We start from the raw sequence: 26,220 nt of genomic DNA on the forward strand, positions 1-26,220 counted from the left end.
CTATATTTGTCTATATTAAACAAAGATGACTTTAATCTTCACTATTAAATATTAACAATCAAACTTTCTTTAATAAACAAAACTATATATAAACTATATAAATTCAATATCGCATAATATAGTTTATATGTGTAAATTAATATTTTTTTGATAGTGATAAACTTGTATAAATTTATTGACACTTAAATATACTAACTATATAATTAACTTACACGTGTTACTGTTAAATCAGGCATAAGTTTAAAAAAACTTATGCCTTTTTTATATATTTTTATATATTTTGCCTTATATTTTTTGTAAGGTTAGCAAAACTATAAATATTATATATAATGAAAGGATGTGAATAATCCTGTATATCAGGATTTAACTATGTTTGGATTTTTTAAAAAGAAAAAACAAGATGAAACAACAAACAATTCTACAAATACTACATTTAAATTAGTAGCTCCTATCTCTGGAAAATCAATGCCATTATCTGAGGTTCCAGATCCTGTATTCGCTCAAAAAATGGCTGGTGATGGAATTGCAATTAATCCTACTGGCGATGTTGCTGTTGCCCCAGCTGATGGTGAATTAACTTTAGTATTTAATACAAAACATGCTTTTGCATTAACATTAGAAAACGGAGCAGAACTTCTAGTTCACATTGGTCTTGAGACTGTTTCTTTAAATGGAGAAGGTTTTGAACAATTAGTAGAACAAGGAACTAAGGTTAAAGCTGGAACTCCTATAATAAAGTTTGATAAGGAATTTATTAAAGCAAAAGGACTTCCTTTAGTCACACCTGTTTTAATAACAAATGCAGATGAATTAACTTCTATAGAAACACTTGAAAACATTGATACAATTGCTGGTGAAACTACAGTAGTTACATATACACGCTAATAAACAATTAATATATTATAATGATAAAAGATCAGTATATTAAAATATGCTGATCTTTTATCATTCTTAAATATATATAATCTTTTCCGCTACTAAATAAATAATAGTACAAATCAGACTTTACTATAAACATATTTATTAAGTTTTTTGCAATACCAATTATATGCAACAACTTTCACATCAGATTTGTTACACATAATTGCACACAAAAATAAAGATAGAGCCCAATAATATGGACTCCATCTTCACTTGTAGGATATTATATATTTTAAAATTTAAAGTATATAACTGTATTTATTAATCGTTTCCTAATATATTATTAATTGCATTCTTGTATCCATCAGCTTTAGCTCCAAATATAGCTTGAATTCCATTACCAACTTCAACAACTCCAGCAGCACCTAATGCTTTTAATTCTCCTTTATTTACTTTTGACTTATCTTTAACTTCAACTCTAAGTCTTGTTATACAAGCATCAACACTTACGATATTTCCTTCTCCACCTAATGCTTCTAATACTGCTGGTGCTTTTTCAGCAATTTCACCTTTCGCTCCACCAGCTTTACTTGTAGAATCTGACCCTTTTCCTTGTCTTTCTTGGAAGTCTGCTTTTGTATATAACTTAGTTTCTCCTTCATTTTCATCTCTACCAGGAGTCTTTAAGTTGAATTTTACAATCATAAATGTAAATAAGAAATAGTAAATTACTGCATATACTAAACCAACTAATATAACTATAAACCATCTAGTTGGAACTCCTGCACCTGCTGGAAGTAATCCAAATAAACTAAAGTCAATTAATCCACCTGAGAATGTCATTCCTATAAATACATGGAATATATCCATTAACATGAATGATAAACCTGCTAATAAACAGTGAACACCATATAATACTGGAGCAACAAATATAAATGTAAATTCTATTGGTTCTGTAATACCTGTTAATAATGAAGTAATACCTGCTGCTAATAACAATGAACCAACTTCTTTTCTCTTACTTGGTGCTGCTGCTCTATACATAGCAAACGCTGCTGCTGGTAATCCAAACATCATGAATGGGAATTTACCTGCCATGAATCTTGTAGTTCCTCCAACTATTGTTGACATTGTATCTGATGATGCACCTACTAAATCACCCATGCTTGATAATTGAGCAAAATATGCTGTATTTGCACCTGCAACTGTCTTCCAAGTTCCATCTACTAAGATTTGACCATTAACAAATGATCCAAACCAGAATGGAGTATAAAATACATGGTGTAATCCAAATGGAATTAAAGATCTTTCAATAACTCCGAATAAGAATGTTCCGAATGGACCTGACTCTCTAACCAAAGTAGCTATAACACCAATACCACTTTGAACAATTGGCCATACAAATGCTAGTAATGCTCCTACAAATGCCATAGTAATTGCTGTTATTATTGGAACAAATCTTGAACCTGAGAAGAAACCGATTACTTGTGGTAATTGAATTTCATGGAATCTGTCATGTAATAAAGCTGTTATAATACCTGTAATAATACCTCCGAATACTGACATATTTAATGTGAATATTCCAAGATTAGTTGTAACATATGTACCAAAATCTCCAACACTGCCTGGCTTAAGTACTCCAAGTTGAGTGGTTCCTAAACCAAGTAATGTTGAAATAACTTGATTCATTACTATAAAACCAAATACTGATGCTAATGCTGCTGTTCCTTTATCCTTTTTAGCAAGACCTACTGCAACACCTACTGCAAATAAAATTGGTAAGTTTCCAAATATAATATCTCCAATATTTTTCATTATTGTTAATACTGCAGTAACAAATGGAATTGTAACAAATGCAATAAGTGGTTGATAAATTGCTGGTGGGTTATTTAATCCTGAAATTCCAAGTAATGCGCCACCTACACCTAATAATATACCTGCTATAGGTAATGCTGCTATTGGTAGCATTATTGCTTTACCTATTCTTTGTAAATATTGTAGCATAAATAATTCCTCCTAATGTTCTTTAATAATTTTATATAAATATGTTTTGTAATATTAATTTATTTTATTCTTATTAAGCTGGCCAGCTTTAAAAAATTAAAATCAAAAGACCTAAAGTTAACAACAAAAAAAGACTTAAATATAATTTTTAAAATTTATTTGTACTAAACTAAGATCAATAAATTTCTTTCATTATATTAAGTCTTGCCTGCATAACCAGTGACACCTTAAATTATTTCATTTTGCTGTTTACTATATTAGTATATTAACATAAGATTTTTTTCTTGTAAAGGTTTTAAGTAAATGTTTTCTTATTGTATTTTTTTACATAGTTTGAATCTTTCAATATGTATGGTCAAAAATGCCACCTCATCCTTAGTAACTTTCACATTCAGTTCTCTTTCTATAATTCTACCGATTTCTTCTGCAATTGAATACGTCTCTTTATAAGTCTTTTTAATCATTTTAGATAAATCATTATGAGCAGGTGCATTAACCATTATTCTTTGAATTGCAAATTTAATGTGAGTACAAAATCTTGCATAATCCAAAGAATTTCTATCTATGTGTATATCTAGTCGTTGCTCAACAAATTTAACTATTATATTACTTAAATTTGTATTTTTAATTGTATTGGATAGTTTTCCATCATTTATAGATGAATGTATATGTAATGCTATAAAACCAACTTCTCCTTCAGGAATTTTTACATTTGAATACTTCTCTATTTTCAAAGCTATAAGTTTAGCCAATGAAAATTCCTTAGGATATAAAGTTTTCGTTTCAATCAAAAATGGATTTTCGATTTCTTCTTTGCTTTTTAACCTCTCAATTGCAAATGATAAATGATCAATTAATGCAATATGTATTCTTTCATTCAATTCAGTCTCTAACTGTTTAGATACATCATAAATAGCTTCCTCACAAACAGCAAGAAATCTTTCATCAAATTTTCCGACCAGCTCATTTAAATTAGCTCTATTTTCATCATTTTCTATAGCGAATACTTTATCAATTTTTGTATTCTTTGGAATTACATCTCCGCTTTTTTTTCCAAAACCTATACCCTTAGCAAAAAGTATTTTTTCTTTCTCCTTTGAATTTACCAATACAATATTGTTATTAAATACCTTTAATACAATTTCATCATTATTAAGTACAGTATCCATAATATCGTTTCCCTTCAAATTATATTTTCTTTTGTTAATCCTCTTTTACGCATATTTTAAAAAATAACAATTTCATCTACCAAACTTATATCAAATCATACTCAGTCAGCCAATTGCCATAATAAGCTCGCTATGAAATACCTACACTTCCTTACCTTATGAAAAATAATCATAGCTTTTGGACTTGTTATTTTCTCTCATATGTCTAAATTAATCTAAAGTTATATTTAAAATTAAACAATTATTCTTTTATAATACAATATGTTGCATGATCCTTCCATTTACCATTAATCAAAAGATATTGTTCATTTATCCCAACTAATTTAAATCCGCATGATGTTAAAACATGTCTTGATCTTTTATTATCTATTAATGCTGATGCTTCTATTCTATGAAGTTCACATTCATTAAATGCATAATCAATAAAAAGTTTTACACTTTCCTTAATATATCCTTTACCTTGTTCATCCTTATCTATAGAATACCCTAAAACTCCACTTTTTAATGAACCATATACAATACTTGATAGTTTCATTTTTCCTATTAACCTATCTTCCTTAAAAATGCCAAGCTCTATATTAGTTCCATTTAAAAATTGTCTATAACTTTCATTTAAAAGGTTTTGCTGAGCTTCTAACGTATAAAAGCTATTATCTCTGTCAGGTTCAAAAGGAGCTAAATGATTTTTATTCTTTTTATAATATTCTAATAATTTTTCTGCATCTCCAGGTGTAAGATTTTTAAGTACAACATTTTTTCCGTTTAATTGTATTATTGAGTATCTTCCTAATTGATTATATTCTTTTCTAGTTATTCCAAAAGATAATTCATCTAAATATTCACCTTTGAAATATTCATTTTCAGAAAGTATTCCCTGTAACGTGAATCCCAAATCCAAAAATGCATTTATATTTACATTTTCAAAAACTTTGATATTAATTTTAAAAATGCTAACATTTTTAAATACAGTTTTTAAAATAATATTTAGCGCATCCTTTAATAAATTGTAATTGTAATCTCTATAAAATTTAAGATCTATATCACACCTTTTACTTATATTATTTAATTCTAATATTCTAAATCTACCTATAACAATATCATTTATATCTTTCACTAAATATTCTGTTTGAGTTAATTTATCTGCTTGTATTTTTACCATTAAGTTTGATTCCATATATCCCTCTCCTAATTATAGACCTACATATTTAAGTTCATGTTTTATATATACATGTTAATTTTTTTCACTTTATCTGTGGTTCTACTATGTACTAAATAACAATCCTCTTATATCTTATATTACTAATTCTAAATGTTACTATTCACATTTATTTTATAACTATTTATAGTCATTGTTAAATAAAATTCACTTATTATAAAAATATCATTTACCCAAAGTTATTTAAAGTAGATTTTTTATAAAAAATTTTATTAATATTTTATCCACATTCTTATTATAATCTTATAGTTATGCACAAAATCCACAATATATTGTTGATAACTTTTTTGTTTTCGTCAATATATTGTGGATTTTCTTATTTTTAAACTACTTATTTATTCCTAATATATCCTTGATTACTTCTCCACCTATTATCATTCCTGCTACTGGAGGTACAAAAGATATACTTCCTGGTATTTGCCTTTTAGCTGCACACTTTTTAGTTCCACCTGTACAAACACATCCTGTTTTACAAGTAATTACTTCATCATAATTAGGCTTGATAGGTATTTCTTCCGAATATACAACCTTTAATTTTTCAACGCCTCGTTTTCTTAATTCATATCTCATAACTTTAGCTAACGGACATACTTTAGTTTTAAAAACATCTGTAACTTTAAATTGAGTTGGATCTAACTTATTTCCTGTTCCCATAGAACTCATTATTCTTATATTATTCTTATAACAATATTCTGCTAATCCTAATTTCGCTGAAACTGTATCTATCGCATCTACAACATAATCAACATCACTTGGAATTATTTCTGCTAAATTTTCTTGAGTAACAAAAACTTGGTGAGTTATAACATTACATTGTCTATTTATAGATTCTATTCTTTCTTTCATAACTTCAACTTTAGGCTTACTTATAGTTTTATATGTAGCATGCACTTGTCTATTTAAATTAGTTAAACAAACTGTATCATCATCAACAATAATTAATTCTCCAACTCCTGCTCTTGCGAGTGCTTCAATAGTATAACTTCCTACTCCACCTACCCCAAAAACAATTACTTTGCTATTTTTTAATTTATCTAATCCATCTTTACCTATTAAAAGTTCTGTTCTTGATAAAGAATGCTGAGTTGTCATATTTCTTCTCTCCTTATAATTTTAATTCAGTTGTTAATTGTCATTATACCATAAATACAAATTCCTACTATACCTATAATTTAAATATTATTTTAGTTTGTTATAAAAAATAAAATAGTTCAAATATGATAATAACTCTATATTTATTATTATCACATTCAAACTATTTTAAAGTTTTTTATAACATTTTTAAACTATTAGTTAAATAAATATTTTCTAAATCTACACATCTTTAAATTCAAATTTAAAATTGTGTAGATAATGCATTTTTTGCAATTTTATTTCATTAAGTTGTATGAATAAATTCGGGTTACATTTTATTTACATAACCTATATTATTTCTTTTACTTTCAACCCCAAATTATTGATCATTTTTCTATCATCACATACATTATTCCCACATGTAGTTAATAAATTTCCTGTTATAGTTGCATTGGCACCAGCTTTAAATGCTTTGTCTCCATAATTCTCCAACTTGTTTCTTCCTCCTGCTAATCGTATATTAGACTTTGGATTTATAAATCTAAATATAGCTATAGTCCTAAGAATCTCATCTTCACTCAACGGTTCTTGATTTTCAAGTGGAGTTCCCTTCATAGGCATTAATATATTTATAGGTATTGAGAATACCTCTAATCTTTCTAATTCAATGGACATATCAATCCTATCTTCTCTACATTCGCCCAATCCTATGATTCCGCCTGAACAAATTTCAAATCCAACTTTTTTAGCTATATTTATTGTATTTATTCTATCTTCATAAGTATGGGTAGTACATATTTTATTATAATAGTTTTTTGACGTTTCCACATTATGATGATATCTCTTTACTCCAGCTTCTTTTAATTTAACCAAAGAATTTTCATCTAATATTCCATGAGATGCACATAAACTTATTGAACATTCATCATTTAATCTTTTATAATAATCAACAATGCCTTCAAAATCTTTTCCAATTAACGCCTTCCCTGAAGTCACTATTGAAAATCTATCTACGCCTTCATCTTGATTTTCTTTTGCTTGAGATTTTATTTCTTCATATGGCAATAATGAATATTCTTTTACCCCAGTATTAAAGTGAATAGATTGAGCACAATACGTGCAATTTTCGGTACATCTTCCGCTTTTACCATTTACAATTGAGCATAAATCTACTTTATCACCCATAAAACCTTCTCTTATCTCATTTGCAGCCATGAATAATTCTTGCGAAGGCTCTGAATATAATCGTAAAGCTTCCTCTTTAGTTATTTTATATCCTTTCAATACTTTATCTTTTAATTCATTTGAAAAATTCATCTTTTCTTCCCCCAAATCTATGTCTTAATTACTAACCTTTATCATTAATATACTTTTTTATTGAAACATAATAATTATTTACCTACTAAACATAGTAATTATTTCAAGCATATTTATTTACTGTATCCATTACAAATTTTACAATAATACCTCAATAAATATATTCCATATTTTTCTTTTTAATGATATACTTCACATATTATACTTATCTTTTAAGATTGTCAACTTTGTTATAATCTGAGTTGACATTTTATTTTTTAATAGCTTGTTTTTATATTTTTCATTTTTTATTTGTGTATACTATACTTTAAGATTTAGATTTATTTGTGGTTAATATCTCATATATAAGTTGGGACAATAAGCTTATATTACAGTTAATAGCATAGAACTAACAATTAAGTATGTACTGTAAAATCTTTAACTCAACTTATATCGAAATAAGACTTATTTCCAATTTGCACTAATCGTCGCATAAATCTAAATCCCAAATTATTTATGTATTCTATAATCGTTATTTGTACTATTAAATTCATGAAATAATGTTTATAATATAGATTAGTGTTATATTTAATGTCTAAATATTTAACATATAAAATAACAATTAGTATTATTAAAGTTTACTTTGTTTATATATTATCTAATTAAAGGAAACTTTTTAAATTAATATTTTAGGAGGATTACTCAAATGACTATTGGAATAATTGCTGCTATGGCAGAAGAATTAGAAATTTTATTAAAGGACTTAGTACTTGATGAAAAAAGGAAAAAAGCTAATATGGCTTTTCATAAAGGTAAATTGTACGGAAAAGATGTTGTAGCTGTAGTCTGCGGAATAGGTAAAGTTAATTCAGCTATTTGTACTCAAATATTAGCATCTGAATACAATGTGGACAAAGTTATAAACGTTGGTGTTGCTGGTGGAATTGGCAAAGAAATTTATCCAGGTGACATAGTTGTTGCTGAAAATTTAGTTCAACATGATATGGATACTACAGCATTTGGAGATAAAATGGGCCAAATTCCAAGATTATCTACATTCGACTTCAAATGTGATGAAGAAATGATTAATTTAGCAAAAAAAGCTTGTGAAGAAATTTCAGAAATAAATAGTTTTACTGGAAGAATTGTTTCCGGAGACCAGTTTGTTGCTAATATAGAAAAAATCAAATGGCTTGAAAAAGAATTTGGAGCAATTTCTTGTGAAATGGAAGGGGCTAGTATAGCTCAAGTTTGTTATTTAAATTCAATTCCATTTGTAGTTATTAGATCAATCTCTGATAATGCTAATAATGGTGCTCATATGGATTATGAAAAATTCACTCCTATTGCTGTTAAAAATTCAACTAGAATATTGAATAAAATGCTTAACCTTATGTAATATATATTACATATTTAATTCATTATTTTTTAAGCACATAAAAACAAATAATAAGTGCCAAACTACCATGAATATTTTTATCAGGTAAGGAATTAAAGTCCCATAATAGTACGTCTATTATGGGACTTTACTGATGAACAAAAAACAAAAATCTGTAATTTGGTGTGACTTGATTAATCAGACATCTCAAATCTACGATTTGATGATGGTTACTTACTCCGCTAGCACTCAGTAAACCTATGTTAGCAAAGCTTCCTTTGATTAAAAATAGTATAGCAAATAGACTTATTATTTTTTGCTTGTGTCTTATATTCCTAAAAGTATAAAATTAGACTATTTTTATTTCCATGATATCTCTGCATCTTTTCTAGGTACTGTTCTTGCATATTTTACATTTGGATATCCAATAACCATACAAGTTACTATTTCCTTATTTCCCTCTAATCCAAGACTATTTCTTATCTTTTCATTTCCTTGCGCTGCTAGTGCAAAAAATCCACTAAAAAATGTACCAAGACCTTGAGCATTAGTCATTAATTCCATATTAGAAGAAGCTAATGCTGCATTCACTTGTGAATCAGATACTACAAGAATTAAAGCTGGAGCATTAAAAAATAATTTATCATTCTTTTTAGGGTTTTCTTTATATTCGTTATACATTCTTATCCACATTTCTGCATATCTCTTAAAAGGCATAGTTTGTGGATTTAAATTTTTAAGTAACTCCTCACCCCTATTTTTAAGACTTTCTAAAGTTATTTCTTTTAATTGATCAATATTATCCTTTACCACTATATAAGAAACATTTTGACTATTAGTTGCTGTTTGAGTGAATTTCCCAGCTTCTATAATTTTTAAAAGTTTTTCTGTTTCTACATCTTTATCTTTGAATTGTCTTACAGTTCTTCTAAACTTTATAAAATTAAGAAGTGTATCTGGTTCTATTTTAAATTCAGCTTCATTATAATCTTTTACATCTTCCATATTATATTCATCTGTAGATACTGCACCTTTAGGACATACTGCTATACAATGTCCACATTTAAAACACTTAATATTATTAATTTTAGCCTTTCCATTAACTATTTCTATATCTTGTGGAAAACAATCCTTCACACATAATCCACAGCCTACACATTTTTCACTATTTACTTTCATCATTTTCATTAACTCCTTTAAAATTTAATACTACTATTTATTTTCATTTGCCTTATTATTCTCTCTACATTTAAATTTATCGCAATTAACTAGCTCTTCAACTAAATTTTCAATTGCTTTATCTCTGTCTGTTTTATTATAAAAATCAAAGCCCATTTCGCTTTTTATCTTTTCAGCTTTTAAAAATATATAATTTATATATCCAGCAATTAAATAATTTTTAAGTTGAATTTTATGATTATTATCTCCATATAATTCCTTAAGACATTCATTATATGTTTCTTCCGAACTCAACAAATGTGCTGTTTCTTGATTATTTTCTAAATCATCTAAAACTGCAATCTTTGATATTTCAGGATTATTAGCAATAAAGTTTACTACTTCCTTTAAAATAATGATAAGTCTTTGGACTGGCGATTCTTTTTCTCTATCTTTCATTTTTTCGCTTAGCATTTTTGTTGCACAAGACATAACCTTTTTTACCGCTAAACGAATTAAATTGTCCTTACTTTGAAAATGATAGTTGACCATACCATTTCCTAAGCCTGCTTTTTCAGTAATATCCTTAACTGTAATTTCACTTGGTTTTTTCACCTTACAAATCATTTTTATAGTCACGTCTATCAGCTTTTCTCTAGCGTCATTTTCACTCATACTATCACCTCTTTTGATATTTTTATTTTTCTGAATGATATACTGTATACCATACAGTATATCATTCAACTCCTATTTGTCAAGTTATGAAATTTTGATACATAATAATTTATGTCCTATGAATTTTAAAATTTAAAATATTAATTAAAAAAATAAAGCTATTACAAAATAGAAAATTAATTTCTATTTTGTAATAGCCATCTTCATTAAATTATAACTCACTATTACTTAGTATAAATCTATCACTTAATCAAATATTGTAAATTATAATCCATTCATTTTTAAAAATTTTATTTTTCTCTTACAATCTATAATGCTCATTTTTTATTTCTTAGTTAATTTCTTTTGATATTAACAATTATTTTAATTGATGAACAAATAGTCCACTTCTTAATTTAGGTTCAAACCAAGTTGATTTTGGTGGCATTACTTCTCCAATGTCTGCAACACTCATTATATCTCTAACTTCTGTTGGATACATTGAAAATGCAACTTTCATATCCTTATTAACTCTTCTTTCAAGTTCTTTAAGCCCTCTAATTCCACCAATAAAATCTATTCTGTCCGATGTTCTTACATCTTCAATTCCTAAAATAGGAGTCAATACATTGTTTTGAAGAATTGCAACATCAAGGCTGTCTATAGGATCTTCAGCGTTGTACGTTCCATCTTTAGCTTCTAATACATACCATTTATTTTCTAAATACATTCCAAATGTATGCTTCTTTGCTGGTTTAACTGGCTCCTTGCTAGTTGATTCTGTGACAGTGAACTTTTCCTCTAATTTTTCTATTAGTTGATCTCTTGTCAATCCATTTAAATCTTTAACTACTCTGTTATAATCCATTACCATTAAATCATTATCTGGGAATGCAACTGCTAAAAAATAATTGAATTCTTCATCGCCAGTGTAATCAGGATTTTCTTTTCTTCTCTTTAATCCAACCTTTACAGCTGAAGCTGATCTATGATGTCCATCTGCTATATATAAATAATCAACTTCTTTAAATAAATCTATTAATTCGTTGATAATGATTTCATTGTCAATAATCCAAACAATATGGCTTATTCCATCTTCAGCCACAAAATTATATATAGGCTTTCTTTTACTCTCATTTTCAATCCAAGCTTCTATTATCTCTGATGCTATTTGGTCTTCTTTGTATGTTAAAAATATTGGTCCTGTATTTGCATCACAATAATCAACATGATTAATTCTGTCCTCTTCCTTATCAGCTCTAGTAAACTCATGCTTTTTGATTATATTATTCATATAATCATCAATAGATGCACAGAATACTATTCCTGTTTGAGCTCTTCCATTCATTATTTGTCTATATATATAAAGACAAGGTCTCTTATCTTGAATATATTCTCCATCTTTAATCATTCTATCAAGATTTTCTCTTGCTTTTTCATAAACTCTCTTATCATGTACATCTATTGAAGGATCTAAATCTACTTCTGCTCTATCTACATGAAGAAATGAGTATGGATTATCCGCTACCATCTCTCTTGCTTCATCACTATTCATAACATCATATGGTAAAGCTGCTATTTTTGAAGCTAATTCACTAACTGGTCTTATTCCTTTAAAAGGCTTAATTATAGCCATAAAAACTCCTCCCAACAATTTATATTCTCTCTAATTCTATAGATTCTAAAAAACTTACTACCACTATTCTATTATAATTCTTATGTATAATTATTGGTACTATTATATATTTAAATTTCACTTAAATATAATTTTAATAATTATGTAGCTAATTTTTAACATCAGATTTTAAGGTATAAAAATAACTAGTAAAAAATAATACTATCTATTCTTTATATACCTTATCAAGACTCACTGGAGTTAAAACATACACTATAAACAAACTCCATCCGAGCGTTAAATTTTCTTAATTCAAATCTATAAGGCACATGAAAGAAAATAATAATCCAAAAATGCGATGCATATTTCATGTCAAACAAAAAGTAAATTCTTCTCATATCGGACTATTATTAGAATTTGCTCATGAGCAGAAAACTCAATTCTATAATTTATTTTGAATCACTTACTGAGCAAGCATATAAGAGTTGAGCTTCCTCTATGACATGAAATAACAAGCATACTAGTCTATTATTTTCTTGATTGTTCCTAAATTATTAAAGATTAAAAAATTCTTTTATAATTGAAACTACTTCTTCACCAATTCTTGTTTGAGCTTCCTCTGTTGCTGCTCCAATATGAGGAGTAACACTAACTTTTGGATGATTTACTAGTTTCTCATTTTTTGTTGGTTCTTCTTCAAATACATCAATACCAGCTCCAGCAATTTTTCCATTATCAAGAGCTTCTATTAATGCAGCCTCATCTACAACCTTACCTCTAGCACAGTTAATAAGATATGCAGTATTTTTCATTAATTCTAATTCTTTCTTACCAATTAATGAACCTGCTACTTTATCATATGGAACATGAAGTGAAATAAAATCTGAAGTCTTTAATACTTCTTCTAATGATACAAAATCATAATTTAACTCATCATGTTTTCCTTCAATTGTATAATAAACAACCTTCATACCTAAAGCAGTAGCTTTTTTAGCCAAAGATTGTCCTATTCTTCCCATTCCCACAATTCCAAGAGTTTTACCTGCAATTTCAGTTCCTTGGTATTTCTTTTTATTCCATTCGCCATTTCTCATAGTGTAATTAGATATAGCAATAAATCTTGCTAATGCAAACATATGACCAATTGCAAGTTCTGCAACTGAATCTGAACTTGCAGAAGGAGTATTTCTAACAGTCACACCCTTGCTTTGTGCTGCAGGTATATCTATATTGTCTATTCCAACACCAGCTCTGATTGCTAACTTTAAATTTCCACCTGCTTCTGCATCAAATACATCTGCTGTAAGTTTTGTAGCTGATCTTATAACTACCGCATTGAAATCCTTTAACTTTTCTCCTAATACATCCTTTTCTATATGTTCGTTGACAACTTCCACACCTAAGTCTTTTAGTGCATCAATTGCCGCACTTTCTAATCCATCGTTTGTTAATACTCTAATCACTTTATGAATCCCCCTTAAATTTAAAAATACTTATTACTAAAATTTATAATTAATAAACATTGTTATATTAAACTACTTCAAATTAAGAGTTAATAATTCCCCACAAAATAATACTAAATTAATTAATAAATTCAAATTTAATATCCAACAAAAATTATCTGATTTATAGATTCTAAAATACCTTATAAAATAAATAAACTAGAATCTATCAACTTATTTACTAATTATTTAAATTCTATTATTTAAGAATTTAATGCATTATTATAACTTGTAACTCATATTAATCCATAGTTTGCCCTTAATAAACAATATTTAATTAATTCACATTTTATTTGCTTTTTACATGCTTATTACTACTAATTGTTTTTTATATTCTACTACTAATTTGTATTCTGTTCAATACTTATTATACTAAATTATTATTTTTCTATATTAATTTTATAATTTAGTATACATATATTGATTAAACTGTTTAAAAATATCCCATGCTTATATTAAATCAATATTAATTTTCTTATTTTTTCCATTTATTTGAAAACTACACTTATGTTTTCTCAAAAAATTATTCCTAGAATAGCTTTAATTAAAAAGCTTATTTCATCTCTTTAATACCTATTATTTATTTGAATGTGCCTAATGTCTATAAATTTAAATGAGCTGTCGTATTAAGAGTATATTCTATAACATATTGAATTTGCATTTTATCTACAAGTGCAATATATAGTATGCCAATCTCTTAATGAGACTGATCATTTATTATTTTTCATTATATGGGCTAATGTACTGAAAAATTAAAGAAACTGTTTCAAGTATACTATTTATACTTGAAACAGCTTCACCTATTTAATATTATTACGTTTAATCAACTTAATATATATTTGTTACAAACTACTTCTTCCCTTCAATATATGCCTTATCAAAATATATATTTAAAAGTTTAGTAACTACTACACCCTTAACATAACTCTTTATTGCAATTGGTTGAGTATAATAGTATAAAGGAATAACTGGCATATCTTCCATAAGCATATCTTCTGCTTGATGTAATAACTCAAGTCTCTTGCTAGTATCTACTTCTTTCTTTGCTTGATCAATTATTTTATCAAATGCTGGATTATTATATCCTGAGTTATTTAATGCTGAAGTTGATGTAAATAAATCTAAGAAAGTCATAGGATCTACATAATCAGCATTCCAACCATCTCTTGCAATTTCATATTGTTTTTGAGTTCTTGTTGTTTGGAATACTTTCCATTCTTGACTTTGAAGTTCACAATTCACCCCTATATCTTTCCACATAGCTTGAATAGCTTGCATTGTGTCACCATGACCTGTTTCAGGATTATAAAGTAATACTAATTGTGGTAATCCTTGTCCATCTGGATATCCAGCTTCAGCCAATAACTTCTTAGCTTCTTCTACATTTCCTTTAGGATCAAAATATTGTTTACTTGCAAAATCATTTCCATCAGAACCTGTAATACCTTGAGGTACCATACTATAAGCAGGAATTTGTCCTCCTTTAGTTACATTATCAACAATTGATTGTCTGTCTACAGCAAGATTTAATGCTTTTCTTACCTTTGGATCACTTAAAACTTTAGCTGCATTTGGGTCTACTTCTTTTGCTTTATCTGAAACATTTATTGATAAATAATATGTTCCACAATTAGGGAATATTGTAGCACTTCCATCTTTTGCAGCTGCCTGTACATCAGACTTTGGAACTGAATAAACCATATCAAATTGACCTGATTTATAACTTGCCCATGCAGATGTTTCTTCTGAAACAAGTTTCATTGTTACTTTGTCAAGTTTAACAGAATCTTTACCATAATAACTATCGTTTCTTTCTAATACTATTTTATCCTTCATTGTATAATCTGTGAATTTAAAAGGACCATTAGACACAAGAGTTGAAGCCGTACCTGCCCAATCTTTATTACTTTCAACAACGTTTTTATCTACTGGTAAATAAGGTGTAGTAGCTGTTAACTCTAAGAAATATGGAGTTGGTTGTGTTAAACTAACTACTAGCGTATTATCATCAGTTGCCTTTACGCCAACATCATCTACAGATCCTTTTCCTTTATTATATGCTTCTGCTCCCTTTAAGTATAATAATTGATATGAATATTCAGATGCTGTTTCTGGATTTAATACTCTCTTCCATTCATATTCAAAGTCACTTGCTTTAACCGGATCCCCATTTGACCATTTAATATCTTTTCTTAGATGGAAAGTATATGTTAGTCCATCTGAAGATACATCCCAACTTTCAGCTTGTCCTGGTTGAGCTTTGTCCTTATCATCTAACCTACACAATCCTTCAAATGCATTATCCAATACAATAGTTCCATCAACTGCTTGATTCAATGCTGGGTCTAATGTTTTTGGATCTGATCCTAAATTAAAAGTTAATTCTTGTTTGTCTGCGCCTGCTTTATTTCCACTTGAAGCTCCACAACCTGTTAAAACTGATACGCCAAGTGTAACAGCTAAAGCTACTGCACATAGTTTTTTTACTTTGCTTGTTTTCACTTATATTGCCCCCTTAAATTTATTATTTATAATATCTGTTTAAGTTATTATCAAAAACCCCTTAACAGTATACTATTATCAATTAATAATTTTCATGTGCCTTATTTTAATGATTACACTCTTTATTGCTTATAATTATTTGCTTAAATGCTCATTATATAAATGACATGCCACAAAATGTCCTGGTTTAACTTCTTTTAATTCTGGATCTATTTCACCACAAATTGATTTTGCATATTTACATCTTCCTTTAAATCTACATCCTGGTGGTGGGTCTATTGGTGAAGGAATATCTCCTTCTAATACTATTCTTTGACTACTTTTGGCTACATCTGGATCTGGTATTGGTACAGCTGAAAGCAATGCCTTTGTATATGGATGTAAAGCTTCCGAATATACATCGTTACTTTCTCCTCTCTCAACCATTCTTCCAAGATACATAACTCCAATATGAGTTGATATATGCTTAACCATGCAAAGATCATGAGCTATAAAAAGGTACGTTAATCCTAATTCTTCTTGAAGTTCCTCAAGCATATTTATAACTTGAGCTTGAATCGAAACATCAAGAGCCGATATTGGTTCATCACACACTATTAAAGATGGTTCTACAGCTAGAGCCCTTGCTATACCTATTCTTTGCCTTTGTCCACCTGAAAATTCATGAGGATATCTATTTATATGATCACTTGCAAGTCCAACTTTTGACAAAAGACTTCTTATTCTTTCTGTTCTTTCCTCACCTGTAAGTAATTTATGAATATCAATTGCCTCTCCAATTATATCTCCAACTGTCATTCTAGGATCTAATGATGCATATGGATCTTGAAAAATCATTTGCATTTCTTTTCTAAGCGGTACCATTTCCTTTATTGAATTTTTTGTTATATCTTTTCCATTAAATATTATTTGACCACTTGTTGGTTCATAAAGCTTTAATATAGTCCTTCCCGTAGTAGTCTTACCACATCCTGATTCACCTACTAATCCTAAAGTTTGACCCTTTTTTATTGTAAATGAAATTCTATCTACCGCTTTAACATAACTGCGTCCTTTAAACAAGCCCTTTTTTGCAGGGAAGTATTTACATAAATCCTTTACTTCTAAAATTACATCTTTATTATCTTCCACTACTTTATCCTCCTTATAGGTGATTCAACTTTTGGCGCATCCTCATGGCATAACCAACATGCAACTTTATGTTTTTCTCCTGCTTCAAATTGTGGTGGCTGCTTTTGAATACAAATTTTCATTGCATAATCACATCTAGCTGCAAATGGACATCCAACTGGTGGATTTAACAAATCTGGTGGTTGTCCTTGAATTGGAATAAGTTTTTCTTTAGCATCATCCTTAGGATTTGGAACACTTCTTAAAAGCCCCCATGTATAAGGATGTTTTCCTCTATAGAATATATCCTCACTAGTTCCTGTCTCTACTATTGTTCCGCCGTACATTACATTTATTCTAGTGCAAACATCTGCAACAACACCTAAATCATGAGTTATTAATATTATTGATGTATTAAACTTCTTTTTTAACTCTTTCATTAAATCTAAAATTTGAGCTTGAATTGTAACATCTAGTGCTGTTGTTGGTTCATCAGCTATAATAAGTTTCGGTGCACAAATTAAGCTCATAGCTATCATTGCTCTTTGTCTCATACCTCCTGAAAATTCATGTGGGTATTGATTCATTCTTTTTTCAGGGCTTGGTATTCCAACCAATCCAAGCATCTTTATAGCTTCTCTTTTGGCTTCAGCTCTACTAATTTTTTTATGCTTTAATAATGGCTCCATTAATTGATTTCCTATTGTATAAACTGGATTTAATGATGTCATTGGATCTTGAAATATCATTCCTATATCATTACCTCTTATAGATTCCATTTCAATTTCTTTAACATTCGAAATATCTCTACCATTAAAATATATTTCTCCATCAACAATTTTTCCATTGCCATCCAATAACCTCATAATTGACATCATAGTAACACTTTTACCACAACCTGATTCGCCAACTATTCCTAATGCTTCTCCTTTTTCTAAATAAAAAGATACCCCTCTTACTGCATGCACTTCACCAGCACTAGTTTTAAAGGAAGTTTGTAAATTTTTTATATCTAATAACTTTTCCATTACTTTCCCACGCTCCTATCTCTTGTTCTTAGGATCTAATGCTTGACTTAATCCATCACCAAAAAGATTAAATGATAATATAATTATGCAAATCATTACCGATGGGAAAACTAATTGATATGGATATGTATAGATGCCAGCCATAGCTTCATTTGCTAATGTCCCAAGAGACGCTCTTGGAGCTGCAATTCCAAGACCAATGAAACTTAGAAATGCTTCAGTAAATACAGCTTCTGGAATCAGTAAGGTTAGCGTTACCATTATTGATCCTATACAATTAGGAATTAAATGTCTTATTAAAATTCTACCGTTTGATGCACCTAATGATTTGGAAGCAAGAACAAATTCTTGTTGTTTTAATTGAAGTACATCACCTCTTACTATTCTAGCCATCCCAATCCAATATGATATAGAAAGTCCCAATACAATTGTTAAAAGACCGCTCCCAGAAGCTCCCGGCTTGTTTAAAATAGCCATGAATATTATCACATAAATTGTTAATGGTATTGAATATAATATATCCACTATTCTCATCAATATATTATCAACAGTTCCACCAAAAAATCCTGCTATTCCACCATATAATACACCTATAACTAAATTTATAAATGCTGCAAGTACTGCGATAAGCAATGAATATCTTGCTCCATAAAAGTTTCTAACAAACAAATCTCTCCCAAGATTATCTGTTCCAAACCAATGCTCTGCTGAGGGTTTTAAATAAGTTGCTGATAAATCATTTGCTGCATAATCATACTTCGATAGCATTGGGACAAAAATAGCTGCTACAATAATAGCTGATATTACTACAAGTGATATTATTGCAAATTTATCTCTTTTTAATCTCATCCAAGCATCTTTCCAATATCCAATACTAGGTCGAACTACTGCTTTAATCTTTTTCTCCTCTTCGCTTAGAGGCGTAAACAAATCATTTTCAATTTTTAATTTAGTTTCCATCTTACTATCCCCCTAAACTTCTGCATCTTGCAATTTTATTCTTGGGTCAATTACTACGTATAATATATCCACCATAAAAGCAAAACCTATTAACAATGTGCAATAAAATGCAGTTACTCCCAATAAAGTAGTATAATCTCTGTTTGTAACTGATTGTACAAATTCATTTCCAAGCCCTGGAATAGCAAAAATTTTTTCTGTTACAAAACTTCCTGTTAATATCGTAGCTACCAATGGTCCAACATATGTAACTATTGGAATCAATGAATTTCTTAATGCATGTTTAAATATAACTGTAGTTCTACTTAAACCTTTTGCTTTTGCAGTTCTTATATAATCTGATTTTAATATATCTATTAGTTTACTTCTTGTAAGTCTTGAAATGAATGAAAATGGTACTGCTGCTAAAGCTATACTTGGCATTATCAAGTTCTTCCAATCATTAAATCCTGTTGCAGGTAATATAGAAAATTGAACAGCTAGTACATAAATTAAAACAGCTCCTATTACAAAACTTGGTATAGTGCTACTTAAGGTTGCAATAAATACTATTAATTTATCTGGCCACTTTCCATTTTTAAGTGCAGCAAGAGTTCCCAAAACTATGCCTCCTACTATTGCTATAGCAACCGCTACCATACCAATTTCTGCAGATGCCGGAAATGATTTTGATATAGTATCTGATACCTTTCTTCCATTGAAAACCATTGACTCACCAAAATCACCTTTAACCAAATTTTTCATATACATGGCATATTGCTCCGCTAAAGGTTTGTCCATTCCATACTTAGCTTCAATATTAGCTTTAACTTGCGGTGTTAACTTTTCACCATCAAATGGACCTCCTGGCATAAGCCTCATTAGAAAAAATGTAATTGTTATTACAATCCATATTGTGAATAAACTTGTAATTAATCTTTTTCCAATATATTTTAACATCTATTCATCTCCTCATCTTAAATTTTATATATTAAGTTATATTTATTCAATTTTGGTTATATTTATTCACTTTAGTTTTATTAATTCAAAATATAAAAAAAGTCATTAAACTTTTTATTTCTATAGTTTAATAACCACATTGTTATTTTGCTATTAAAATTTTAATTTTTTCTAAACAATCTTAAAAAATTATCAGTGCTTCATTTACAATAATATTATTATTTTTAACGCCATTTGTCAATATTTACTTTAAATTCTTCTTTATTACTTATATTTAAAAATATACCATTCAATGCTTATTATTTTCAATAATAATTGTATGCACTTTTTTAATAAAAATATAATTAAACACAAGAAACCCTGCTTTGCAGACTGTGAGTTTGTCTACTTCTAAAAGTTATCCACAGATTTGACTGCATTATAATTTCCTAAAGAATCAAAAAACTCCCCCATTAATATTTTTATAAAAATATTAATGGGGGAGCTTCTATACATTTCTTTATTGAATTATATTAATAATACTATTATCTATATATTTTAGTACTCTTCATCGAAAAATAGTACAGATTCCGTTTCTCTGCAATATTTTACACACATACATTGAGCTAATTTTCTAGGACACTTATAACATAAACAAGTTAAATCTTTTCCATCACACTTCCCTTTTTTTAATTCTGTACAATCACTACAATTTACTCCATTACCTGCTGGCATATCAACTTCACAACTCCTTTGCTTTAGGCACATGAAAACAAATAATAGACCAAAGATGCGACGCATATTTAGTGTCAGGCAAGAAAGTAAAATCAGCTCATAGTAAGCTCATTAGTTGATTTTACTGAAGCAGTATGACGCAAAATAGGTAAGCATACTGGTCCATTATTTTTTTGATTGTGCCTTACATATACTACAATTAATACTAACTAAAAACTAGTAAATGTCAATTAAAGTTTTACATAATAAGTTGATTATAGTTTATATAGATATTCTATCTGCAAAAAATTAACTCAAATTTATATAAAAACTTAAACTCCATTACCAAATAGCTACTCTATCCTTAGGTTTAACATACATACCATCATTTTGAGTAATTCCATATGTTTCATAGAACTTTTCAAATTGCTGTAATACTGCATTTACTCTAAATTTATTAGGTGAATGAGCATCTACATTTAGACAGTACTCTTCATATTCCTTTGTAACTACTTGACGCCATGTAGTTGCATAACTTTCAAAAAATGCCTTATAATCAGGATTTTTCATTGTTCCTAGTATATCTAACATACAAGCCATGCCACCCATATCAGCAATATTTTCACCAACTGTAAGTGCTCCATTGATATTTTTTCCTGGTAATGCTTCTATTTTACTATAAAAATCCTTCACTTTTTGAGTTTTATCTTCAAATTCTTTGTAATCATCTGCTGTCCACCAATTTTTAAAATTGCCATCTGCATCATATTTTGCTCCATTGTTATCAAAAGCATGACTAATTTCATGACCAATAACAGCACCAATTCCACCTAAATTTACTTCTCTACTTGCATTAGGATCATAAAAATGACCTTGAATTATTCCTCCTGGAATCATAATTGAGTTATTTGTTGCATTATAAAAAGCATTAACTGTTTGAGGTTGGAAAAAGTCATTCTTTTTGTCTACTTGCTTATTTAATCTACTAAACATCTCGTTTCTTGAAAAATTGTAAATTGTCATGGCATTCTCATAAAGTGATCCACCATCTTTATAAGATTTAATGTCTACATTGGAATAATCAATCCAATTTTCCGGATAACCAATTTTAACATCTAACTTTTCTAATTTTTCAATAGCATTTTTCTTAGTTTCACTACTCATCCAGTTAAGATTATTTATTCTACTTTTATATGTTTCTATAACTTCATTAGTTATATTTTCTACATCATCTTTAGTCTTTTGTGATACATATTTATCTGCATAGATTCTTCCAAGTCCCATTCCCATTAATCCATTTACCATACTAACAGCTTCTTCTTCTTTAGGACGTGATCCTACTATACCTGCTGCCTTATTATTAAACTCTGTGCCTACCTTTTCAAAATCTTCACTTAAAAATTCAGACGCATTTGATAAATTTAATATTTCAAGATAATTTTTTATAAGTGGAACATTTTCATTAGTATATAAATTATTAAATGCTTCTAACCATTTAGGTTCCTCTAAAATAATTTTATTTGCTTTTTCTATTCCTAATGATGCCATAACAGATGTTAAATCTAAATTTGGTGCCAAAGCATTTAACTCATCCAATGTGTATACATTATAAATTGATTGTTGTATATTTGAATCTGCAAGTTCTTCTTTGTGCCCAGTCATAGATTTTGCAATCATTCCTTCAAATTTAAACATATCATTTACTTTACTTTGTGCTTCTTCTTGCGTATATCCATCTAACATTAGAATTTTATTATAATATTCTTGTATTAACGCCTTAGTTTTTGCTGTACTTTCTGTTGGATTATTATACTCATCTGAATTACCTAAACTAATCGTTGTAGGTTCTATATATAACACATTCATTGTAGCATCTTTTGCATCGCTACCTACAGTAAAATTTATTGTTGAATTTAATATTTCCTTGTTGCTCCATAAATTTGTTATATCTTGTATTGTTTTTATATTCTTAATTTTATCTAAATTCTTCTGAACAGGTTTTATTCCCTCTTTATCTCTATCTTCTGTATCTAAAGTATTATTATATATATTTATTATTTTCTTTTGATCAGTATTTTCGCCATATTGATTTTGCTTTTCTAATAACTCATTAATTATATCCCTTTTTTGCTTCATTACCATATCACTAACTTCCTGAAACACTGAAGCTTGATCTTTACCTTGTTCTATTTTTGTAGTACTGAGCCATTCATTATTAATTGCACCATAAAAATCATCTTGTAATCTTAATCCTATCTTATTATTTTTTGTTATAGACTCTGTTGCCATTTGATCTGACAATTGCTCTGCTGCAAATACTTTATGATATGATATTGGACTCATCATTAATGTGATTATTAATGCTGTCGCCATAGCTACTATTTTTTTTGCTTTTTTCACTTTTATTTCCCCCTCTAAATTTCAAAATAAATTCTTTATATAATTTACCATGTAGGATGATTATATACAATTTTACAATTATTGTATACATAGTGTTTATGTTTTTAACTTCTAAATTTATTTAGTTTTTTATTACCTTTCACTATAACTATTTGTTATTTATTTGTTTTTTACGCTTTAAAATTAGATAATTTTTTTTGGAAGTATTTTTCTAATTTAAACTTATCTATTCTCATATAAACAACAATCAAAGATTATTATTTATTAGCTTAAAACAATAGAAAACCGAAATAAGTTGCATATGTGCATCTTACTTCGGTAATAACGTAATTTTAATTTTCTATATTAATATCTAATTTTAAAAATTCGGTTGATCTATATAAATATATCCTTTTAAATAATCAGTATCATATATTGGTCCATATCTAAAAACATCTCCATGCCACATTGATTCTGATATATAAACTTTGTTATTATCAATTTTTTCAACTATGGCAACATGTCCAAAGCCGCCTGAATTAGGCAAATTAGAATTCCATACTGCAATTGCACCTACCCTAGGTTCAGAACCATATCGATATTTTCCATGACTTTTATTTGCCTCCCACCATTCATACGCATTGCCTATAAGTCCTGCATCAGTCGGTTTAACGCCTGTAATTTCCCATGCACGCCCCCACGCATACCATGTACAATTTCCTTTAATAACTCTTCCTCCACTAGTAAACGGTGGCGAAAGTTTAGCCTTATAAAAAACATTTTCATTAGAATAGTAATGATTGTCATCTAAATCTGGTTGCTTAGTTCTTGCTTCTCCTATATTAATTGAATCCTTTTTTGATTGAAAATTATCATTATCTGACTGCTCAGTATAAGCTTGTACTTTATTGAAACTAATCCAATCTGCACTAACCCAACCAATAGTTCCATCAGCGTTTATAGGTAAAAAACCATTTTTCTCTTTATCTGTAATCATAACTTGACTACCTTTAGGCAAACTTCCTATTATAGATGAAGATACTGAAGCTGATGATCGTATATTTAATGAGTCCCCATTTGTACATACATATCCTTTACGCTTTTCATCTGTAGCGCTAGTTGTATCATCAGTTTTTTCATCATTAATATCTTGCTCAAATTCATCAGTTTCTACATTTTTTATTGTTTCATTGTCATTTTTCATAACTCCATTGTCTGAAAAAGTATAAATTTTTCCGTCAACTTCAATTGTTCCAGTTTCCATTTGTCCATTATGATTCATGAAATACCAATTTCCATTTTCCTGTATCCATCCTGTATTCATAGCCCCACTTTGCTCGAAACGATACCAATGACCACCAATATTCTGCCAGCCTGTATTCATTATTCCTTCATCAGATAGGTTGTACCAAATTCCATTAACCTGACGCCAACCTGTACACATTTCTCCATCATCATTGAAATAATACCATTTATTATTTATTTCCTTCCAACCCTTGGCTTTTCCGCTCTCCTCTAACCAATTCCATTGATTTTGAGAGTTTTTAGACCAAGCAGCCGAAACTGGTACTGAATACATACTTATTATAATTGGAGCAACGATTCCCATTGTTATTATCTGCTTAATATACATCTTTTTCATCTATTGTTCCCTCCCTTTTATACTGTTTATAACCTAATTAATCTACGTTGTTTTGAAATGTGTTAAAGTTAATACTGATTATAATATCGAATGATATATTTTCATCTTTACCCAATCTATTCTTAATTTCTATATTAAAATATTAATTCCTCCTCATCCACATTACAATTTAATTATTATATTCAGCTATTATCGTATAAATTTTTCTAGATTGTATAACTATTATTTTTATCAAAAAATTTCAATACAAAAAGATACCTGCCTGATCTTTTATAGAAAATTCTTATAAAAATCAGACAGGCGTCTTTTTGGGTTTATAAGTTCTCAACACATCAACTTCATTTACGTATAATATCACAATTTAATTACAAAAATAATCCTATTATGATTAATACAATAACACCCGGAATTCCAAAAAATCCCGCAATTAAAGCTGTAATTGGGTTAATTGCTAATGCAAAATTAACATTTATGCCTATTAAACTAAGATGTGCGATCACAAAATTTGTTAAATATAATATTACAACTCCCAATATTCCATTTACAAGTATTTTTATTGGCCATTTTAATAATTTTACTACTAAAAATAGTGCTGCTATTCCAATTAAGCCATATATTAAATATTGCCCATTCATGTTTTAATGTCCCCCATTTTTTTATTCTGCTATTTGTACATTCTTCTCTATTACATAACTATCGTCTACACTTATACCTTTTGCTTTAGCAATTGATAACAGATAATCATAACGCTTTCTTGCTACATTTTCTGAATAAATAGCTACTTCAATAAGTGCATCATCATTAACATTGTTAAACATACTCCGTGCTACATTTATTTCCATTTTTGCAACTTCCATTTCTTCAATGAGCTTTCTATATACAGATAACTCGTCACTCTTATTCGCCAGGTACTCTATTACTTTTTTCCTGTTCATGCAAATCCCTCCAAAAACTTCTTATTACAATTTTATCCAATTGTATAGAGGAATATACATGTTTTTTCTTTATATAATTTTTAAATAAGTTGTAACACATTTATA

The 26,220-nt window shown here is 28.5% G+C and carries 21 protein-coding genes; 2 read left to right on the forward strand and 19 right to left on the reverse strand.

Annotated features, from left to right (window positions below):
- The first annotated feature begins 369 nt into the window (after nucleotides 1-369).
- Nucleotides 370-885 (forward strand): PTS sugar transporter subunit IIA, encoded by a 516-nt coding sequence (locus tag CLSA_RS21095; RefSeq protein ID WP_022750646.1) that lies wholly within the window; start codon nucleotides 370-372, stop codon nucleotides 883-885.
- A gap of 297 nt (nucleotides 886-1,182) precedes the next feature.
- Here CLSA_RS21095 and CLSA_RS21100 read toward each other — a convergent pair whose 3' ends face one another.
- From CLSA_RS21100 to bioB, 5 genes are all read right to left on the reverse strand, one after another.
- Nucleotides 1,183-2,865, reverse strand: coding sequence for a PTS transporter subunit EIIC (locus tag CLSA_RS21100; RefSeq protein WP_022750648.1), 1,683 nt, complete (start codon nucleotides 2,863-2,865; stop codon nucleotides 1,183-1,185).
- A gap of 311 nt (nucleotides 2,866-3,176) precedes the next feature.
- Entirely contained in the window at nucleotides 3,177-4,034 is an 858-nt protein-coding gene (glcT, locus tag CLSA_RS21105) for a glucose PTS transporter transcription antiterminator GlcT (RefSeq protein ID WP_022750650.1), read from the reverse strand.
- 241 nt (nucleotides 4,035-4,275) lie between these two features.
- Nucleotides 4,276-5,208, reverse strand: a complete 933-nt coding sequence (locus tag CLSA_RS21110; protein ID WP_022750653.1) for a GNAT family N-acetyltransferase — start codon at nucleotides 5,206-5,208, stop codon at nucleotides 4,276-4,278.
- Nucleotides 5,209-5,577: 369 nt separating this feature from the next.
- Entirely contained in the window at nucleotides 5,578-6,342 is a 765-nt protein-coding gene (locus CLSA_RS21115; RefSeq protein ID WP_022750655.1) for a tRNA threonylcarbamoyladenosine dehydratase, read from the reverse strand.
- 330 nt (nucleotides 6,343-6,672) lie between these two features.
- A complete protein-coding gene (gene bioB / locus CLSA_RS21120) occupies nucleotides 6,673-7,641 on the reverse strand; it encodes a biotin synthase BioB (RefSeq protein ID WP_022750657.1) in 969 nt (322 codons plus the stop codon).
- A 685-nt stretch (nucleotides 7,642-8,326) separates the two neighbouring features.
- Here bioB and CLSA_RS21125 point away from each other — a divergent pair.
- Complete coding sequence (locus CLSA_RS21125) at nucleotides 8,327-9,019, forward strand: 5'-methylthioadenosine/adenosylhomocysteine nucleosidase (protein ID WP_022750659.1); 693 nt, start codon at nucleotides 8,327-8,329, stop codon at nucleotides 9,017-9,019.
- A gap of 339 nt (nucleotides 9,020-9,358) precedes the next feature.
- On the opposite strand, the gene CLSA_RS21130 is transcribed toward CLSA_RS21125, so the two are convergent.
- The 14 genes from CLSA_RS21130 to CLSA_RS21195 form a co-directional block, all read right to left on the reverse strand.
- The gene (locus CLSA_RS21130; RefSeq protein WP_022750661.1) at nucleotides 9,359-10,180 is read right to left on the reverse strand and encodes a nitroreductase family protein; all 822 of its coding nucleotides are present in this window, start codon (nucleotides 10,178-10,180) and stop codon (nucleotides 9,359-9,361) included.
- A 30-nt stretch (nucleotides 10,181-10,210) separates the two neighbouring features.
- Nucleotides 10,211-10,831 (reverse strand): TetR/AcrR family transcriptional regulator, encoded by a 621-nt coding sequence (locus CLSA_RS21135; protein ID WP_022750663.1) that lies wholly within the window; start codon nucleotides 10,829-10,831, stop codon nucleotides 10,211-10,213.
- Nucleotides 10,832-11,189: 358 nt separating this feature from the next.
- A complete protein-coding gene (locus CLSA_RS21140; protein WP_022750666.1) occupies nucleotides 11,190-12,446 on the reverse strand; it encodes a DUF1015 domain-containing protein in 1,257 nt (418 codons plus the stop codon).
- A gap of 533 nt (nucleotides 12,447-12,979) precedes the next feature.
- Nucleotides 12,980-13,888 (reverse strand): D-2-hydroxyacid dehydrogenase, encoded by a 909-nt coding sequence (locus tag CLSA_RS21145; RefSeq protein WP_022750668.1) that lies wholly within the window; start codon nucleotides 13,886-13,888, stop codon nucleotides 12,980-12,982.
- Between the two features lie 888 nt (nucleotides 13,889-14,776).
- A complete protein-coding gene (locus tag CLSA_RS21150; RefSeq protein ID WP_022750669.1) occupies nucleotides 14,777-16,429 on the reverse strand; it encodes a peptide ABC transporter substrate-binding protein in 1,653 nt (550 codons plus the stop codon).
- A gap of 135 nt (nucleotides 16,430-16,564) precedes the next feature.
- Nucleotides 16,565-17,560, reverse strand: a complete 996-nt coding sequence (locus tag CLSA_RS21155; protein WP_022750671.1) for an ABC transporter ATP-binding protein — start codon at nucleotides 17,558-17,560, stop codon at nucleotides 16,565-16,567.
- Complete coding sequence (locus CLSA_RS21160; RefSeq protein ID WP_022750674.1) at nucleotides 17,560-18,567, reverse strand: ABC transporter ATP-binding protein; 1,008 nt, start codon at nucleotides 18,565-18,567, stop codon at nucleotides 17,560-17,562. Before CLSA_RS21160 ends, CLSA_RS21155 begins: the two co-directional genes overlap by 1 nt.
- 15 nt (nucleotides 18,568-18,582) lie before the next feature.
- On the reverse strand, nucleotides 18,583-19,527 hold the full coding sequence (locus CLSA_RS21165; RefSeq protein ID WP_022750676.1) for an ABC transporter permease: 945 nt from the start codon (nucleotides 19,525-19,527) through the stop codon (nucleotides 18,583-18,585).
- A gap of 12 nt (nucleotides 19,528-19,539) precedes the next feature.
- Nucleotides 19,540-20,466 carry an ABC transporter permease gene (locus CLSA_RS21170; protein ID WP_022750679.1) on the reverse strand — a complete coding sequence of 309 codons (927 nt, stop codon included), beginning with the start codon at nucleotides 20,464-20,466 and terminating at the stop codon, nucleotides 19,540-19,542.
- Between the two features lie 537 nt (nucleotides 20,467-21,003).
- The gene (locus tag CLSA_RS23540) at nucleotides 21,004-21,180 is read right to left on the reverse strand and encodes a hypothetical protein (protein WP_041716408.1); all 177 of its coding nucleotides are present in this window, start codon (nucleotides 21,178-21,180) and stop codon (nucleotides 21,004-21,006) included.
- A gap of 321 nt (nucleotides 21,181-21,501) precedes the next feature.
- Nucleotides 21,502-23,559: a M13 family metallopeptidase gene (locus tag CLSA_RS21180; protein WP_022750681.1), complete on the reverse strand. Its 2,058-nt coding sequence runs from the start codon at nucleotides 23,557-23,559 to the stop codon at nucleotides 21,502-21,504.
- A gap of 358 nt (nucleotides 23,560-23,917) precedes the next feature.
- Nucleotides 23,918-25,180, reverse strand: a complete 1,263-nt coding sequence (locus CLSA_RS21185; RefSeq protein ID WP_022750682.1) for a CHAP domain-containing protein — start codon at nucleotides 25,178-25,180, stop codon at nucleotides 23,918-23,920.
- A 365-nt stretch (nucleotides 25,181-25,545) separates the two neighbouring features.
- Nucleotides 25,546-25,815 (reverse strand): pro-sigmaK processing inhibitor BofA family protein, encoded by a 270-nt coding sequence (locus tag CLSA_RS21190; RefSeq protein WP_022750683.1) that lies wholly within the window; start codon nucleotides 25,813-25,815, stop codon nucleotides 25,546-25,548.
- Nucleotides 25,816-25,836: 21 nt separating this feature from the next.
- Nucleotides 25,837-26,115 carry a YaaL family protein gene (locus CLSA_RS21195; RefSeq protein WP_022750684.1) on the reverse strand — a complete coding sequence of 93 codons (279 nt, stop codon included), beginning with the start codon at nucleotides 26,113-26,115 and terminating at the stop codon, nucleotides 25,837-25,839.
- Between the last annotated feature and the right edge of the window lie 105 nt (nucleotides 26,116-26,220).

Origin of the sequence: Clostridium saccharobutylicum DSM 13864, from assembly GCF_000473995.1 — a bacterium.
GTDB classification, from domain to species: domain Bacteria; phylum Bacillota; class Clostridia; order Clostridiales; family Clostridiaceae; genus Clostridium; species Clostridium saccharobutylicum.